This window comes from Streptomyces triticagri (assembly GCF_003429565.1).
In the GTDB taxonomy this organism is placed as follows: domain Bacteria; phylum Actinomycetota; class Actinomycetes; order Streptomycetales; family Streptomycetaceae; genus Streptomyces; species Streptomyces triticagri.
Genome location: NZ_QUAK01000005.1, coordinates 1 through 16,808, shown reverse-complemented (window position 1 = coordinate 16,808; position 16,808 = coordinate 1). Strand labels below are relative to the sequence as shown.

Annotated in this window: 11 protein-coding genes and 1 pseudogene; 11 read left to right on the top strand and 1 reads right to left on the bottom strand. The window is 73.6% G+C overall.

All coding sequences use genetic code 11. The features are described from left to right. Position 1 precedes the first annotated feature (1 nt). The 7 genes and pseudogenes from DY218_RS00535 to DY218_RS00505 form a co-directional block, all read left to right on the top strand. Positions 2–826: a MetQ/NlpA family ABC transporter substrate-binding protein gene (locus DY218_RS00535; RefSeq protein WP_128553907.1), complete on the top strand. Its 825-nt coding sequence runs from the start codon at positions 2–4 to the stop codon at positions 824–826. 166 nt (positions 827–992) lie between these two features. Continuing rightward, on the top strand, positions 993–1,631 hold the full coding sequence (locus DY218_RS00530) for a GNAT family N-acetyltransferase (protein WP_128553906.1): 639 nt from the start codon (positions 993–995) through the stop codon (positions 1,629–1,631). Positions 1,632–1,809: 178 nt separating this feature from the next. After that, entirely contained in the window at positions 1,810–3,015 is a 1,206-nt protein-coding gene (gene cbiE / locus DY218_RS00525; protein WP_128553905.1) for a precorrin-6y C5,15-methyltransferase (decarboxylating) subunit CbiE, read from the top strand. Positions 3,016–3,472: 457 nt separating this feature from the next. Next, entirely contained in the window at positions 3,473–9,835 is a 6,363-nt protein-coding gene (cobT, locus tag DY218_RS35760; RefSeq protein WP_407703529.1) for a nicotinate-nucleotide--dimethylbenzimidazole phosphoribosyltransferase, read from the top strand. Between the two features lie 284 nt (positions 9,836–10,119). Continuing rightward, positions 10,120–11,388 (top strand): uroporphyrinogen-III C-methyltransferase, encoded by a 1,269-nt coding sequence (gene cobA, locus DY218_RS00515; protein WP_128553904.1) that lies wholly within the window; start codon positions 10,120–10,122, stop codon positions 11,386–11,388. A gap of 65 nt (positions 11,389–11,453) precedes the next feature. Continuing rightward, a complete protein-coding gene (locus tag DY218_RS00510) occupies positions 11,454–12,323 on the top strand; it encodes a TrmH family RNA methyltransferase (protein ID WP_128553903.1) in 870 nt (289 codons plus the stop codon). Between the two features lie 83 nt (positions 12,324–12,406). Then, positions 12,407–13,213, top strand: a pseudogene (locus tag DY218_RS00505) (MOSC domain-containing protein); the annotation flags it as partial. On the opposite strand, the gene DY218_RS00500 reads toward DY218_RS00505, so the two are convergent. Continuing rightward, entirely contained in the window at positions 13,111–14,472 is a 1,362-nt protein-coding gene (locus DY218_RS00500) for a serine/threonine-protein kinase (protein ID WP_128553902.1), read from the bottom strand. The pseudogene DY218_RS00505 and the gene DY218_RS00500 sit on opposite strands and share 103 nt — an antisense overlap. Before the next feature lie 244 nt (positions 14,473–14,716). Here DY218_RS00500 and DY218_RS00495 point away from each other — a divergent pair, with 244 nt between their 5' ends. From DY218_RS00495 to DY218_RS00480, 4 genes are all read left to right on the top strand, one after another. Next, positions 14,717–14,986, top strand: a complete 270-nt coding sequence (locus tag DY218_RS00495; RefSeq protein ID WP_128553901.1) for a hypothetical protein — start codon at positions 14,717–14,719, stop codon at positions 14,984–14,986. Positions 14,987–15,172: 186 nt separating this feature from the next. Further along, positions 15,173–15,379, top strand: a complete 207-nt coding sequence (locus DY218_RS00490) for a hypothetical protein (RefSeq protein ID WP_128553900.1) — start codon at positions 15,173–15,175, stop codon at positions 15,377–15,379. A 201-nt stretch (positions 15,380–15,580) separates the two neighbouring features. Continuing rightward, the gene (locus DY218_RS00485) at positions 15,581–16,543 is read left to right on the top strand and encodes a phosphotransferase family protein (protein WP_233521280.1); all 963 of its coding nucleotides are present in this window, start codon (positions 15,581–15,583) and stop codon (positions 16,541–16,543) included. A 69-nt stretch (positions 16,544–16,612) separates the two neighbouring features. Beyond that, positions 16,613–16,808 (top strand): TFIIB-type zinc ribbon-containing protein (locus DY218_RS00480; protein ID WP_199566576.1); only part of this gene is annotated, 196 nt, incomplete at its 3' end.

The following is a 16,808-nucleotide window of genomic DNA, read 5'->3' as shown; positions in this document are numbered from 1 at the left end:
CGTGCGTAACACCACCAAGATCACCGCTGCTGTCCTCACCGCCGGAGCCCTCACCCTCGGGCTCAGCGCCTGCGGCTCCGACTCCGGCTCCGGCGACTCCGACGGTCCGCTGACCGTCGCCGCCAGCCCCACCCCGCACGCCAAGATCCTCAACTATGTCAAGGACAATCTGGCGAAAAAGGAAGGGCTCGAGCTCGAGGTCAAGGAGTTCACCGACTACGTCCTGCCGAACACGGCCACCCAGGACGGCTCCGTCGACGCCAACTTCTTCCAGCACAAGCCGTACCTCGAGGACTTCAACGAGAAGAACAAGACGGACATCGTCCCGCTCGTCGACGTCCACCTCGAGCCGCTCGCCGTGTACTCGCAGAAGATCAAGGACCTGGACGGCCTCAAGAAGGGCGCCACCGTCGCCCTGCCGAATGACACCACCAACGAGGCGCGCGCCCTCCAGCTCCTCGACAAGAACGGCCTGATCACCCTCAAGGACGGCGCCGGCGAGAGCGCCACCCCGAAGGACATCGCCAAGAACCCCAAGAACATCCAGTTCAAGGAGCTCGAGGCGGCCCAGGTCCCGCGCTCGCTCGGCGATGTCGACGCCGCGGTCATCAACGGCAACTACGCCGTCGAGTCCAAGCTCAGCCCGGCCGAGGACGCCCTCGTGCAGGAGGCGGCCAAGGGCAACCCGTACAACAATCTCCTCGCCGTCAAGAAGGGCAACGAGAACGACCCCCGCGTGAAGAAGCTCGCGAAGCTGCTGAACTCGCCCGAGGTCAAGAAGTACATCGAGGACGAGTTCGACGGCGCCGTCATCCCGGCGTTCTGAAGCGGGACTTGAGTCCCGGGGCCGCCGGGCGCGCCCCGCGACCCGCTCGCAACGAGCCGTCTACCACAGGGTCCGCACCGCTCAAGGTGCGGACCCTGTGGTGCAGTTATGCGCGTGCATGCTGCATGCTGGGCACTTCAGCAGCCTGTAGCGACGGAGCGGCGCGATGACGACCACCTTCCCGGACATCTCCATCAGCACCGATCGGCTGGTGCTGCGACCGTTCGAGGACGTGGACATCGACGCCTGCACCGAGATGATGAACGACGAGCTGATCACGTCCTGGACCACGGTGCCGCAGCCCTACACACGGGACGACGCCCAGGAGTGGATCACCCGTCAGGCGCCCGCCGAGCGCTCCCGGGGCCGCGGAATCGTCTTTGCCGTCACCGAGTTCCTCACCCAGCGCCTCGTCGGCGTCGTGCGCCTCAGCCACACCGACTGGCGGGTGCGGTCCGCCGAACTCTCCTACCTGATCGCCCCCTGGGCGCGCGGCGAGGGGTACGCGAGCGAGGCCGCCCTCGCCACCGTGCAGTGGCTCTTCGACGACCAGCGCTTCGAGCGCGTCGAACTGCGCACCGCCGCCGACAACACCGCGGCCCAGCAGGTCGCCCAGAAGATCGGCTGCATCAGCGAGGGAGTCCTCAGGGGCGCCTGGATAGCGCGGGCCAGGGACGGCGGCGGTGAGTGGAGCGAGTTCCGTACGGACCTCATCGTCTGGAGCCTGCTGCCCGAAGACCTCGACGGCGTCAGCGAGCAGTTCGCGGAAGCCTCCGGATACACGTCCTTCCCGGAATGGAACTGACCCGCTGTCCGGAGGCGAACCGTTCCGACTGCCCGGAGGGGCCCCGTTCCGACTGCCCCGAGGGGACCGATCCGACGCCGGCCCTGACACGATCCGTGGCCCTGGCAGGTAGGCTCCCCGGGTCGGCTGTGCGGCAGCCCCACGACCACCTGCGAGAACCCCCAGGAGACTGACGACCATGGCCGACCGGGTGACGGTGATCGGCTGGGACGGACCGCCGCTGACCGAGGCGGCACGCGCGGCGCTCGGCGCCGCCACCCTCGTCGCCGGAGCCGCACACCACCTGGATCTGCCCGAAGTCCCCGCACACGCCGAGCGCGTACGGCTCGGCAGCGTCGGGCTCGCCGCCCGCAGGATCGCCGCCCACCGCGGCACCGCCGTGGTCATCGCCGACGGCGACCCCGGCTTCTTCGGCGTCGTCCGCACCCTGCGGGCCCCCGAGCACGGTCTCGAGGTCGAGGTCGTACCCGCCGTGTCCTCCGTCGCCCAGGCCTTCGCCCGGGCCGGAATGCCGTGGGACGACGCGCAGGTCGTGTCCGCCCACCGCCGCACTCTGCGCCGCGCGGTCAACGTCTGCCGCGCCCACACCAAGGTCGCCGTCCTCACCTCACCGGGCGCCGGACCCGCCGAACTCGCCCTGCTGCTCGCCGGTGTGCACCGCACCTTCGTGGTCTGCGAAGAACTCGGCACCGAACGCGAGCAGGTCACGGTCATCACCTCCGACAGCGCCGCCGACCACACCTGGCGCGACCCCAACGTGGTCATCGTCATCGGTGGCCCGGTGGCCGCCGAGACCGGCTGGATCGCCGGCCGCGACCCCGGAGCCAAGCCGCGCGGCTGGGCGCTGCCCGCCGAGGCCTACGGCGGCGGCACCGGCGAGGGCGAGAACGAACGGCTCCGAGCCGCCCAACTGGCCCGCCTCGGCCCCCGCGTCGGCGACCTCGTCTGGGACATCGGCTGCGGCGTCGGCGCATTCGCCGTGGAGGCCGCCCGCTTCGGGGCCGCGGTGATCGCGGTCGACCGGGACGCCGACACCTGCGGCCGCACCACCGCGTCCGCCCGCCGTTTCGGCGTGCAGCTCCAGGTCGTGCACGGCAGCGCCCCGCATGTGCTCGAGGACCTGCCGGAACCCGACGTCGTACGGGTCGGCGGCGGCGGTGCACCGGTCGTCGCGGCCGTGGCCGACCGGCGCCCCGAGCGGATCGTGACGCATGCCGCCACCCGCGACGAGGCCGAGCTGATCGGCCGCGACCTCGGCGAGCACGGGTACGTCGTCGAGTGCGCCCTGCTGCAGTCCGTGGAACTGGACACCCGCGTCTGGACCGAGCGAGAGCGCTCGATCGCCTTCCTGATCTCCGCCCAACTGGACCGGCCCGCCTCCTGATCGGGCCGCGCCGCGCTCCGCCACCGCCGCGGTCCGCGCCGGATGAGGGCCCCTCGTGCGGGTGGGCCGTCGCCCCGTGACCTTGCTCGCCGGGCGCGCGCGGTAGGCTGGCCGATCGTTGTACTACTCCCGGGCGTTCGTCGTTTCGTACGTCAATGACCCGGAAAGTGCGCCCGATTTGGGGTGACTGTGGTACGGCAGCGGCCGGGGGACGCGCGACGTGGCGCAGCCCACAACGGGGTCGTGACGGATCTTCCGTTGTGATGCTGGTGCGGCCACAACAATGGCCTTGGCGTTCGGGCGTTCTGGCGCTTTGTCGTCATGGCGCTTCGGCGTCTTGGAGACGGGATGTTCGTGCCGCACGGCGCGCACGCTCGTTCTTGTCCATGGGTGGCCGCCGAGCCGCCCCGGGCGAGTCGGCCGAGAGTGGAGCACGACCAATGGGCGAGGGGTACGCATGACCGACACCGGCCAGGTCCCGGGCGAGGGACTGCCTCAGGACGCGGGCACGGTGGAGCAGCCGGGCACGGACATCCCGGGTGCGTACACCATGCGGGACGTTCCCGGTACGGGCGGCGCTCCGGCGGGCGAGGACGACGATCTGTTTCTGATGCCGGGCGCGCAGGGGGCGTGGGCCGAGACGCACCTGGCGGATCCGCAGGCGGCGGCCGCTGTTCCCGGGCCCGGGGCGCCGGTGGCCGGTGCGCACGAGGAGTCGGGGCGCGACAGCGGATCCCTCGACCTGGGCGCGGTGCGATCCGGCGGCGGAGACGCGGGGGCCCTTGGGCATCCCGGTGCGGCGTCCGGGCAGTACGACGTGGTGGGTGCGGGTGTGCACGGTTCGGGGAGTGCCCGGGGCGGCGTGCCCGCCGCGCCGGAGCCTTCGGCGGTGGGGCAGGACGGACAACGGCAGGCTCAGGGCGCGCCCGTGCGGCGGCCGTTGCACATGGGTCCGCCCGTTCCCGGTTCCACGGGCGCGGGGAGCCCGGTGCGTTCGCTGGCCGATCGGGGGCCTGCGGCGGCGCCGTCGGTGGCTTCTTCTTCGGCGCAGGCTGTGGCGGTGCCGGGTGCCGGGCAGGGGCCCGTGGGTGTCGGAGCCGGCGCTGGTGGCGTCGGCGGGCCGGTGGTGACGGGCGGACCGGTGCCTGGTGTCGCGGGCGGTGGCGTCCCGGCCGGTGATGGGTCGGCCGGTGATGCGTGGGCCGGTGACGCACCGGCCGTACCCGGTGCGGACGCGACGGCCGGTGGGCCGGAGTATCTGGACGTACCGCCGCACGAGGCGCCGATGCCCGGGCCGCAGTTGGGGACGATTCCGCCCCTGGGTGCCGCTCCCTGGGCGCCCGTGCAGAACTATCCGGTGATGTCTCCCGAGCATGCGGTCATGCCTTCCGGCGGTCCGGTGACTGCTCCCGCAGAAACGGTCGTCCCTGAGCAGAACGCTCCGCAGGATGCCGCCGAGATGGCCGCGGTGTCGCCGGGGCCGAGCGGCGTCGCGCCGTCGCGAGGCGTTTCCCTGCAGCGTGGCCGGGTGGCGGACCAGGCGGGTCCGTCCATGGAGGCGGCCGGGGGCGCGGGCTCCGAGCCGGGCGGCGCCGAGGATGCGGCGGGCCGGCAGGCGCTCGCCGCGGATGCCGCGCTGTCGGCCGTGCAGCGTGTGGTGCAGACCGGAGCGGCCGGCCCAGTCGCCCCGGGGCCTGCGGACGGTCAGGGCGGCTCCGAGGGCGCCGGACACGAGCGCACGCAGGGCGATGCGGTCGGCCAGGGCGACCCGGCAGCGAACGGGCCAGGTGCCCGGCCGCAGACGCCGAGCGGTGCCTCGGCGGCCGCGGAGGGCACGCAGTCCGCACCGGACGCGGTCCACGAGACCGCCGTGCGAGAGCCGGCGCAGGTCGCTCCGGCGCAGGCCGCTCCGGCGCAGGCCGGACCGGTGACGGCCGCCGCTCACGGGGCGGCAGGCATGAGTGACGCGCGGCAGACTGCCGCCGATGTGGCCCAGCAGCCCGGCGGGGCACCGCAAGGCCAGGTGGATGCCGGCGGTGCGGGGGACGCGGTGAGCGCCGGGCAGCCGGCCGCCGGCGCGCAGCAGAACGACACCGGTGTGGCGCGGAACGGTGGCGTCGCACAAACGGTCGCCGACCCGGCGGCCGGGGGCCAGGCGACCTCGATCGCGTCGGCGATCGAAGGGCAGGGGGCAACCGGTGGGCAGGGGACAACCGGTGGGCAGCCGCCGGCCGCCCGGCCCGCTTCGGCAGGGGCGCCCGCCACGGTGCGGGTCGGGGCGGCGGACGAGCAGCACATCCCTACCTCGTCCGAGACCCCGGCCACGGTTTCCGCGCAGCAGTCGGCGCCGGCCGGCCCCGAAGCCGTAGGCGCACAACTGCCCGAGACCGAGGGGCAGCCCGACCGGCTTCCGACCACCGACCAGGAGCAGCGGATCGCCGATCCCGCCCAGGCGCTCACGCCGACTCCGGCGCCGAAGGCCGGCACCGGGCGCCGTCGCCGGATCGTGCAGCCGCAGCCGGCGGTACGTTCTCAGGCCCCGCAGCCGCACGGACCAGCGGCCGGCGGGGCTCACCACCACCCGCACGGTGTCGTATCGCCTACGGATGCGGGCCCGCCCACCGAGGCCGCGTCGCCCGCGACCGGTGCCGCTCAGGCCGGTGCTGCGCAGAACGGTGCTTCCACGGGGGCGACAACCCGGCCCGATTCCGTCCAGCCTCAGCCGACCTCAGCCGACCCGCGACAGGCAGCCTCGGCGCCGGACACCGATCCGGGCAGCGCTGCGGCCGACACCACGACGCCGTCGGCCGCCCCGATCGACCAGGGTGGCGTCACGGCCACCGAGGCAACCGGGCCGAACGGGCCCGTGCCGGGGGATGGGGCGGCGCGTCCAGGCGTGAGCACCCCGGCCGATGCGTCGCCGCTCACGGGCGAGGCTGCTCGGCCCGGCGGGCCGGACTCGCTCGACGAGACGTCACTCACCGGTGACACCGCCCCGGTCGGCGGGTCGCCGTCCCGTCCCGGAGATGCGGCCCCGACCGGCGAGATCACGGCGACCGCAGAGGGCATGGCGCCCGCAGAGGTCATGGCGACCGGCGAGGCCGCATCGTCCGGCGAGGCCGCATCGTCCGGCGAGGCCGCATCGTCCGGCGAGGCTCCTCGGCCCGGCGGGCCCGTTCCGATCGGCGAGGCACCGCTTGCTGGTGGGGCTGCCCCGGTCGGTGAGGCGTCCCAGCCCGGCGAGGGCGTCGAGTCGGGTGCAGTATCACGGCCCGGCCAACCGGCTCCGTCCGAGGGGTCGCCCGTTCCGGGCAACTCGTACCCGCCTGCGGGGACCGTGCCGGCCGGCGGCGCCACGACTCCGGGTGTTACCACCGCGGCCGGCGAGCCGCTGCCTCCTGGCGAGACCGCTCCGGTCGACGGGGCGTCGCTCCCTGGTACTGCCGACTCGGTGGCCGCACAGCCCGGTGAGGCGCCGCCCGAGGATGGGCTTGCTCCGACCGGTGGAGCCGGAAGTTCCGGAGGACCGGCTCCGGTTGGTGAGCCGTTGCTTCCCGGCGAGCTCGCGACCGGCGAGGCGGCCCGGACCGGTGACGGTGCTACGCCTGGTGACGGGCCGTCGGCCGCTGGGGTGGCCGCATCCGGCGGGTCGGCTGCGCCCGGCGAGGCGCCGTTCGTGGGTGATTCTGCGTCGGCCGGCGTGGTCGCAGGGTCCGACGGGCTGGTTCCGGCCGGTGGGGTGTTGCTTGCCGGCGAGGCCGTAACGGGTGAGGGCTCGCGGACTGGTGAGGCGCCGCTCGCGGGTGATTCTGCGTCGGCCGGCGGCGCCGCGCCTTCCGGCGGGCAGTCTGATGGGGCGCCGCTCACCGACGGCGCCCCCGCGGAGGCCCCCAGCCAGGGTGCTGCGGCCGACGAGGCATCGCACGCCGGAGCGGCTGAATCGGCCGACGAGGCCGCACGACGCGGCGGGCCGAACAAGGCCGACGAGGCCGAACTCTTCGACGAGGCGGCACAGACCGGCGAGGCCGAGCGGTCCGGCGGACCGGTTCCGGTGGATGGGGCGTCGCCGACGAGCGAGGCCGCGACGGGCGGCGAGGACTCCCGGTCCGGCGAGGTGACTGCCTCCGGAGAGGCGCCGTCCGCGACCGATCCTGCGTCGGTCGGTGCGGTCGCGCCGACCGACGGATCGGTTCCGGTTGACGGCGCGGCGCAGCTTCCTCGTGGCGTCGGCGCCGCGGAGGCTACCCAGCCGGCCGAGGGCGCCGCTCCCGGCGAAGCCCTGCCGGCGGATGGCGTTGTCGCGCCCGGCGGGCCGGTTGCGACTGGTCAGGCCCCGCTTCCCGGCGCCGCCGCGCACGCCACTCACGTACCGCCTCCTGGCGAGGCATCCCGGCCCGCGCCGGCAGTGGCCGTACCCGACGACGGGCCGAGCCCCGTCCAGGCCACGTCCTCCGACGACGCACCCCACCCCCACGCGGCCGCGCCCGCCGCCGCGGCGCAGGGCGCACCCGCTCCCCAGGACGGAACATCGACCTCCCGCGGCCCCGCCCCGACGCCTCAAGACCCGCTGCCCATGGGCGAGTTCGCCGAGACCGACGGCCAGGTGCCGACCGACCCACACCTGGCACCCGCCCCGCCCGGTGCCCCACAGGAGGCACCGAGCCCCCGCCCCGCGGACGTACGGACCGAAACCCCGGCCGCACACGCGCCCGGGGCCCAGAGCCCGACCCCCGCACCCGCGGCCGCCCCCGCCCCAGTCCCGGACCGCCCCGCCACCTTCGGCGACGAGATCTCCGCGCAGTCGGTGCCCTTCGTCGTACCGCCCATCGAACTGCACGAGGAACCCGAGGCCGCCGTGCCCGCCCCGCGCGAGGGTGATCAGGGCGCGGCGGCCGGCAACCGAGCGACGCTGCCGAACGATTCGGCCGACGGCCCGCGAGCCGACGGGTCGCCCCCTCAGAACCCGAAGGCCGGAGAGCACGTGAACACCCCCCAGACACACGCCCCGCAGCACCCCTCCGCCGCCGCCGAGCCCGGCCGGCCGACGGGCGAGCACTCCGTGCCGCAGCCGGCCCCCGCCCAGGCAGGCGCCCCCGCCCCGGGCTACGACGAGGCCGAACGCGCCGCCGTGCAGCGCGTCATGCGCGAACGCCGCGACATCCGCAACGGCTTCCGCAGCGACCCCATCCCGCACGAGGTGCTCCTGCGCGTCCTCGAAGCAGCGCACACCGCGCCCTCCGTCGGCCACTCGCAGCCCTGGGACTTCGTCGTGATCCGGTCCGCCGAGACCCGGCGCACCATGCACGAACTCGCCATGCGTCAGCGGGACGCCTACGCCAAGTCCCTGCCCAAGGGCCGCGCCAAGCAGTTCAAGGAACTCAAGATCGAGGCCATCCTCGACACCCCCGTCAACATCGTCGTCACCGCCGACCCCACCCGCGGCGGCCGGCACACCCTCGGCCGCCACACCCAGCCGCAGATGGCGCCGTACTCCTCGGCCCTCGCCGTGGAGAACCTCTGGCTCGCCGCCCGCGCGGAGGGCCTCGGCGTCGGCTGGGTCAGCTTCTTCGACGAGCGTGAGATGGTGCGCACGCTCGGCCTGCCCGAGCACCTCGACGTGGTCGCGTACCTCTGCGTCGGCTACGTCGAGGAGTTCCCCGAGGAGCCCGAACTCCTCTCCGCCGGCTGGTCGAAGCGCCGCCCGCTGTCCTGGGTGGTGCACGAGGAGACGTACGGCAGGCGTGCGCTGCCCGGCGAGGAGCCGCACGACCTGCTCGCCGAGACCATCGGCAACATCCGCCCGCTGGACGCGAAGGCGCTCGGCGAGGCATGGGAGCGCCAGAAGCGGATGACCAAGCCGGCCGGTGCCCTCGGCATGCTGGAGATCATCTCCGCGCAGCTCAGCGGCCTGTCCCGGATGTGCCCGCCCCCGGTGCCCGAGCCCGCGGCCGTGGCGATCTTCGCGGGGGACCACGGTGTGCACGCCCAGGGCGTGACCGCCTGGCCCCAGGAGGTGACCGGCCAGATGGTGGCCAACTTCCTCGGCGGCGGCGCGGTCTGCAACGCCTTCGCCCACCAGGTCGGAGCCGAGGTCTGTGTCGTCGACGTCGGCGTGGCGGAGGAACTCCCGGCCACACCGGGCCTGTTGCCGCGCAAGATCCGGGCCGGTACGAACGACATGACCACCGGTCCCGCGCTCACCCGCGAAGAGGTGAAGGCCGCGATCGAGGTGGGCATCGACACCGCCCGCGACCTGGTGGCGGCCGGCAACAAGGCCCTGCTCACCGGCGAGATGGGCATCGCCAACACCACCGCGTCGGCGGCCCTCATCTCGGTGTACACCGGCACCGACCCGGCCGAGGTCACCGGCCGCGGCACGGGCATCAACGACGAGATGCACGCCCGCAAGGTCGATGTCGTACGCCGTGCTCTCGACCTGCACAAGCCGGACCCGGCCGACCCCGTCGGCGTGCTGGCCGCGGTGGGCGGGCTCGAGCACGCCGCGATGGTGGGCCTGCTGCTGGGCGGCGCCTCGCTGCGTACGCCGGTGATCCTGGACGGAGTCAGCGCCGGAGCCGCCGCACTGGTGGCCCGGGCGATCGCCCCCGAGGTGCTCGCCGCGTGCGTCGCCGGCCATCGCAGCGCCGAACCGGGCCATGTCGCCGCACTGACCAAGCTCGGCCTGCGTCCGCTGGTCGACCTGGACCTGCGCCTCGGCGAGGGCACCGGCGCGCTTCTCGCACTGCCGATCGTGCAGAGCGCCGCGCGCGTGATGCACGAGGTCGCCACCTTCGACTCGGCCGGCGTCACCGAGAAGTAGCGCCGTCCCGTACGGCCGCCACCGCTCGGCGAGCGAGCGAAGCGTGACGGGGGAGCGACAGCAGATCACCCCTCCACGCGCGCGTGTGAGGGGTGAGAACCGTCCGTGGTCGTGCTCCACGCGCGCGTGGAGCACGACCACGCACGGACGCGTACCGGGTAAGACCTCGCCGCCCCCGCGCCGTATCGTGGACCCGCACCCCCACACCCCGTCACCGCACGTCAAGAGCCGCTCCACCGTCGCAGCGGCAGCAGCAGCCCAGCCGCACCGGGAGCCCCACCGCCATGGCAGCACACCCCGCCTACCCCGTAGGACTCCGTCTCGCCGGCCGCCGCGTCGTGGTCGTCGGAGGCGGACAGGTGGCCCAGCGCCGCCTGCCCGCCCTGCTCGCGGCCGGCGCCGACGTGGTCCTCGTATCACCGTCCGCGACCCCCTCGGTGGAGGCGATGGCGGACGCGGGCGAACTGACCTGGCACCGCAGGCGGTACGCCGACGGCGACCTGACCGACGCCTGGTACGCCCTGATCGCCACCGGCGACCCCGAGGCGAACGCCCGCGCGTCCGCGGAGGCCGAGGCCCACCGGGTCTGGTGCGTCCGCAGCGACAACGCGGACGTCGCCACCGCCCTGACCCCCGCCACCGGCCACACCTCCGGCGTCACCGTGGCCGTGCTCACCACCGAGCTCGCGGAGCGCGACCCGCGCCACACCGCGGCCGTACGGGACGCCGTGGTGGAGGGCCTGCGCGACGGCACCCTGGTGGCTCCGCAGCACCGCACGGCACCCGAAGGACCCAGGGTCGCGCTCGTCGGCGGGGGCCCGGGGGACCCCGACCTGATCACCGTCCGCGGCCGGCGCCTGCTCGCCGAGGCCGATGTGGTGATCGCCGACCGCCTCGGCCCCCGCGACCTGCTCGCCGAACTCCCGCCGCACGTCGAGGTGATCGACGCCGCGAAGATCCCGTACGGCCGCTTCATGGCCCAGGAGGCCATCAACAACGCCCTGATCGAACACGCCAAGGCCGGCCGGGCCGTCGTACGCCTCAAGGGCGGCGACCCCTTCGTCTTCGGACGCGGCATGGAGGAGGCCCAGGCACTCGCCGAGGCCGGCATCCCCTGCACCGTGGTGCCCGGCATCTCGAGCTCCATCAGCGTGCCGAGCGCCGCCGGCATCCCGGTCACCCACCGCGGGGTGGCACACGAATTCACCGTGGTCAGCGGACATGTGGCACCGGACGACGAGCGCTCCCTGGTCGACTGGCCCGCGCTCGCCCGGCTGCGCGGCACACTCGTCGTCCTGATGGGCGTCGACAAGATCGGCGCGATCGCCGCGGCCCTGGTCGCGGGCGGGCGCGCCCCGAGCACACCGGTGGCCCTCGTCCAGGAGGGCACGACGGCCGCCCAGCGCCGGGTGGACGCCACCCTCGAAACCGTCGCCGAGACCGTCGTACGCGAAGAGGTCAGGCCGCCGGCCGTCATCGTGATCGGCGACGTCGTGGAGGTGGGCCCGGGCGCGCACGGCGATCCGCACGGAGATCCGCACGGTGATCGGTAACCGCAGGTAACCAAATCGCGCGCACCCCGTTGGCACCCTTCGCACGACAAGGCAGTATCACCCCTGTGTCCGACCTCATCACTGTCGAAGACCCCGACGACCCCCGGCTCGGCGACTACACCAACCTGACCGACGTCGAGCTGCGCCGCAGGCGCGAGCCGGCCGAGGGACTGTTCATCGCCGAGGGCGAGAAGGTGATCCGGCGCGCGAAGGACGCCGGCTACGAGATGCGCTCCATGCTGCTCTCGGCCAAGTGGATCGATGTGATGCGCGACGTCATCGACGAACTCCCGGCCCCCGTCTACGCCGTGAGCCCCGAGCTCGCCGAACGTGTCACCGGCTACCACGTGCACCGCGGCGCCCTCGCCTCGATGCAGCGCAGGCCGCTGCCCGGCCCCGCCGAACTCCTCGGTCTGCCCGGCGAGGACACCGCTGCACCCGCCGGCCCGGCCGCCGCGCCCCGCATCCGCCGGGTCGCCGTCTTCGAGGACATCGTCGACCACGCCAACCTCGGCGCCGCCTTCCGCAACGCCGCGGCCCTCGGAGTCGACGCCGTACTCCTCACACCGCGCTGCGCTGACCCTCTCTACCGGCGGGCGGTGAAGGTCTCCATGGGTGCCGTCTTCCAAGTCCCCTGGACCAGGCTCGAGTTGTGGCCGAAGGACGCCGAGCTGCTGCGACGCGCCGGCTTCACCTCGGCGGCGCTCTGCCTGAGCGAACAGGCCATCAGCCTCGACGAGCTCGCCGCACGGAACCCGGAGAAACTGGCACTGATCTTCGGCACCGAGGGCGACGGCCTGACCCAGGACGCCCTGATGGCCGCCGACGAACACGTCCGCATCCCGATGCACTCCGGCGTCGACTCCCTGAACGTCGCCGCCGCCTCCGCAGTGGCCTTCTACGCGACCCGCTTCAGGACCGAGCGCACGGCCTGACGAGGGCCGGAGCCCCGGTCGGGTCCGGTCCCGAACTCCTGGGCGCCTGCACGGTTGTCAGTACCGGGGCTTAACGTGACCGCATGGCAGTAGTCGCAGAGCTGATCACCTACCCCGTCAAGGGATGCGCCGGCACGCCGCTGCAGCATGCCCGCCTCACCACCGCAGGTCTCGAGCACGACCGCAGCTTCATGGTCGTCGACGGGCAGGGCGTCTACCGCAGCCAGCGCGGCCACCCACGGCTCGCGGTGATCCGGCCCGAGCCGAGCCCCGACGGGACCAGCCTGACGCTGAGCGCACCTGACATCGAGCCCCTCACCATCGACATCGACCTCGAATCACCGCGCTGCGACGTGGAGTTGTTCGGCGAGCGGTACCGCGGCATCGCCCAGCACAAGGACGCGTCCGGCTGGCTCTCCGAGGTGCTCGGCGCCGAGAGCGGCCTCGTCCGCGTACCACCCGAGCACGACCGGGTGACCGACGGCCTCACCCCCGGCACCTGCGCCTGGGCCGACAGCGGCGCGGTCAACATGGTCTCCCGAGCCGCCCTGGACACCCTGAACGACCGCATCGTACGAGCAGGCCGCGCTCCCCTGCCGATGAGCCGTTTCCGGCCCAATGTCGTCCTGGACGACTGGGCGGCGCACCGCGAGGACGACGTCCGCCGGATCGAACTCGGCGACACCGAGCTGGCCTTCGCCAAACAGGTCGTACGCTGCGCCGTCACCCTCGTCGACCAGGAGTCGGGCACCAAGGCGGGCCCGGAGCCGCTGCGGAGCCTGGCCGGCTATCGGCGCTCGGCCGGGGGAGGGGTCGTCTTCAGCGCCAACTTCTCCGTGCTGCGCCCCGGCCGGGTGGCCGTCGGCGACGAACCGGCCGTCACCGCCTGGGACTTGACCGCGGCCACCGCCCCACCGACCTCGGCGCTCCGCGGCGAGCCGGCTCCGCCGAACCCTTGGGCGGGCCCCTGACAGCCCTGCGCGGCAGCAATACCGAGCGCCACCAGGAGGGTCACCACGACGAAGACCACCAGCCGCTGCCGCAGCAGCCGCGGATTGGCCGGCACCCGCCGTCCGGTCCCGGTGGTACGGGAGGCGGGGCGGCCGGCTCCACTGCGCGGCGCGGGACGGCGGCCCGGACGGGTCGTGTTCCGCTGCGCCGGCGGACGCTGCCCCACGCGCGCCCCCGAGGCTCGCTGCGCGCCGGTCGTACCGCTGCCCGATGCGCGCCGATGGGCCTGCGATTCGGTGCGCTCCTCGGCGGACCTGCCCACCGAAGGGCGGTCGCTCTCCCGCCGCGGTGCGGGAGCCCGGGTGTCGGTCAGGCCGTGCGCCTCGCGAGCGGCGATCTCCTTCAGCCGCAGGGACAGTTGAAGCGTGCTGGGCCGTTCCTCGGGGTCCTTGGCCAGACACGCGCTCAGCAGCGGCGCCAGAGCGTCCGGCACCCCCCGCAGCTGTGCGGTCTCGTGCACCACCCGGTAGAGCATGACCTCCGAACTGCCGTGCCCGAAGGGCGAGTCACCCATGGCCGCGTACGCCAGCGTCGCGCCCAGCGAGAACACATCGGTGGCCGGTGTGACGGCCGCACCGCGCACCTGCTCGGGCGCCAGAAACCCGGGAGAGCCGACCGCCGTGCCCACATGCGTCAGAGTCGAGGCGCCGGTCGCCCAGGCGATACCGAAGTCGATGATCCTCGGCCCCTTGGGGGACAGCAGGATGTTGGACGGCTTCAGGTCCCGGTGCACCACTCCGGCCTCGTGCACCGCGACCAGGCCCTCCGACAGCGCCGAGCCGACCGCGGCGACCTCGGCCGCGGACAGCGGGCCTTCCTCGGCGACCTTGTCGTGCAGCGAGGGGCCGGGGACGTACTGCGTGGCGAACCAGGGGCGTTCGGCCTCCAGATCCGCGGCGACCAGGCGCGCGGTACAGCCGCCCCGGATCCGCCGGGCCGCCGACACCTCACGGGCGAACCGGGAGCGGAACTCCTGATCCTCCGCCAGATCGGGCCGGATCACCTTGAGAGCGACCCGCTGCCCCCGGCGGTCGGAGCCCAGATACACGACGCCCATGCCGCCCGCACCGAGCCTGCGGTGCAGCCTGAACGAGCCGACGACACGCGGATCCTCGCGCCGGAGCCGCATCATCGCCATGCTGAATCCCTGTCGCCCTTGGTGCCCGGTTGTCCTTGCCGCCCTGACCGAATGACGAGCCACAGCTTACGTTTCCCCGGCCGGGAGCGTGCAGAGGCCGCGCCTTCGGCGACCGATTCACCGACCGATCGATTGTCAGTGCCCGGTGGGAGAATTGACCCATGGTCAGAAGAACCGGCGGGCAGGCCGGTCGTCGACCGCGACCGGAGCCCCAACACTCCGTCGCAGAAGGGGGATTGACTCCATGAAAGGTGACCGGGTGGAGATCGTCGTGGACGCGGGCGACACGACACGGACGTACGAGGTGGTGGCCGGCCGGGCGGGCCGCCGGGTGGAGACCGCAGTGCGCCGCGGCGTGGTCGAAGTGAGCGAAGTCACCCGCAGTGGATCGGTCGTACGCACAGCGCGATTCATGGCGAACAGGGTCCTGGCCCTGGTCGAACAACCGATACCGAGGGAGGACCCGGCGGAGGCGGCAGCGCGCCGACCCCTGGGGGAAGTCCCCGAGTCCTAGGTCCACGTCTCCACCCAGGGGAGTACATGACGGTGTGAGGGGTCATCCCGCAGGAGGCCCGGCATTAGGTACGAGGGCATGACGCCCGAAGGGCCCCGTCCGCCTAGATTTGTTGTCAAGCGGCGGGTGCAGCACTCGTCCCCCGAGGTCAGACACCCGCCGCTGCCAGACGACAGGAGAGGAACCATGGCCGACACCGCGACGCGGACCATGATCCGCACACGGGGACGCAAGGTGCAGGCGGCATTCGGAAGCCGCCAGTCCGGCACGCGTCACCCGCTGGTGGCCACGGCCATGGTGCTTCCCCTGGCGGCCCTGCTCGTGGTCGTCTTCGGCGGCTGGGAAGCAGTGGTCACACAAGCGTCGTCCGTGGGCGTGATGCTGGGGCGCTGAGCGGCGCCTCAGGCCCGGAAGAGCGGTCCGGGCGGGGACATCCGGCCAGTGAGCCCCGTGGGGACGGGGGTGCGGCGGACGGCACAAATGCTCGCGCAGCTGGGGAGCTGCGCGAGCATTTTTGTGTGCGCACACTCCCGGGCCGCCGTGCGGCCGGTCCCCGTAGGCTCGACGCGAAGTCCGGCCTACGGCGGGGGAGCGGTGACCAGTACCTTCCAGCGGAAGTTGACGGCCGTCGTCCGCGACCTGGTGCACCCGGCACGTGACACCTGCGCCTGCACGGTGCGCCGGGCCGTACTCGCCGACCGTGCCGACGGCACCGTCGTCCGCCACGGACCGGCGGTCGCCAAGGCGCACGCGTCCGACGGCGACCCGTCCCGGCTGGCCGTACGCATCGCAGTCGCCGCCCATCCCACGCTCGCCGGGGTGCTGCTTCCCCCACTGCCGGCCTCGCCCGCTCCACTCACCGCGGTCGACGGCCGCCCCGTGTCCTGCTGGCCCTACGGTTCCCCCGTCGATCCCGAGGCTCCCCACCAGGCCCCCTGGTCCGCCGCCGGCACGCTCCTCGCCCGCCTGCACCGCACCGACCCCGCCGGTCTCCCGGGCCCGCTGCCGCCGATGCGCGGCCCCGAGAAGGCGGCCGCGTCCCTCGACCGGATGCGCCGCACCGCCACCCGTCCGGCGGCCCGAGCCGTGGAAGAGGCCTGGCAGACTCTGCCCGCCTGGGCCCGTGCGGCAGCGCCGATGCCGGCCCCGGCCGCCCTCTGCCACGGCGACTGGCATCTCGGCCAGCTCGTACGGACCACGGACGACGCCCACGGCTGGCTGCTCATCGACGTCGACGACCTGGGCCTCGGCGTACCGGCTTGGGACCTCGCGCGCCCCGCCGCCTGGTACGCCTCGGACCTGCTGCCCGCGGAGGACTTCGCCCGCTTCCTGGACGCTTATCGAGCGGCCCGCGGCCCTGCCGTGCCACCGGCCGGCGACCCCTGGCCGGCACTCGACGTACCCGCACGCGCCCTCACGGTCCAGACCGCTGCCACGGCCGTCGCCAAGGCGGCCGCCGCGGGCCGTGCGCTGGATGAGGTGGAGCAGGCGATGGTCGACTCGTGTGTCCGAATGGCCGCTCTCCCACCGGAGTTGGACACCGCATTTCCCAAGTAGGGTTCCGGAGAAGGAAGCCGGACTCCGTACCGGTGAAGCTGTTCCGAGCGGCGAGGAGTTGAGCCCGAAATGCAGTGTCCGAAGTGCCGAGCACCGATGCAGACGTACAACCGCAACGGCGTCCAGATCGAGCAGTGCAGCGGCTGCCGGGGGATATTCCTGGACTACGGCGAACTCGAGGCGCTCACCCGGCTCGAATCGCAGTGGGCCCAGCAGGCTCCACCACCCGCCCCTCCCGCCCCGGCGGCCCCCGGCCACCAGGCCG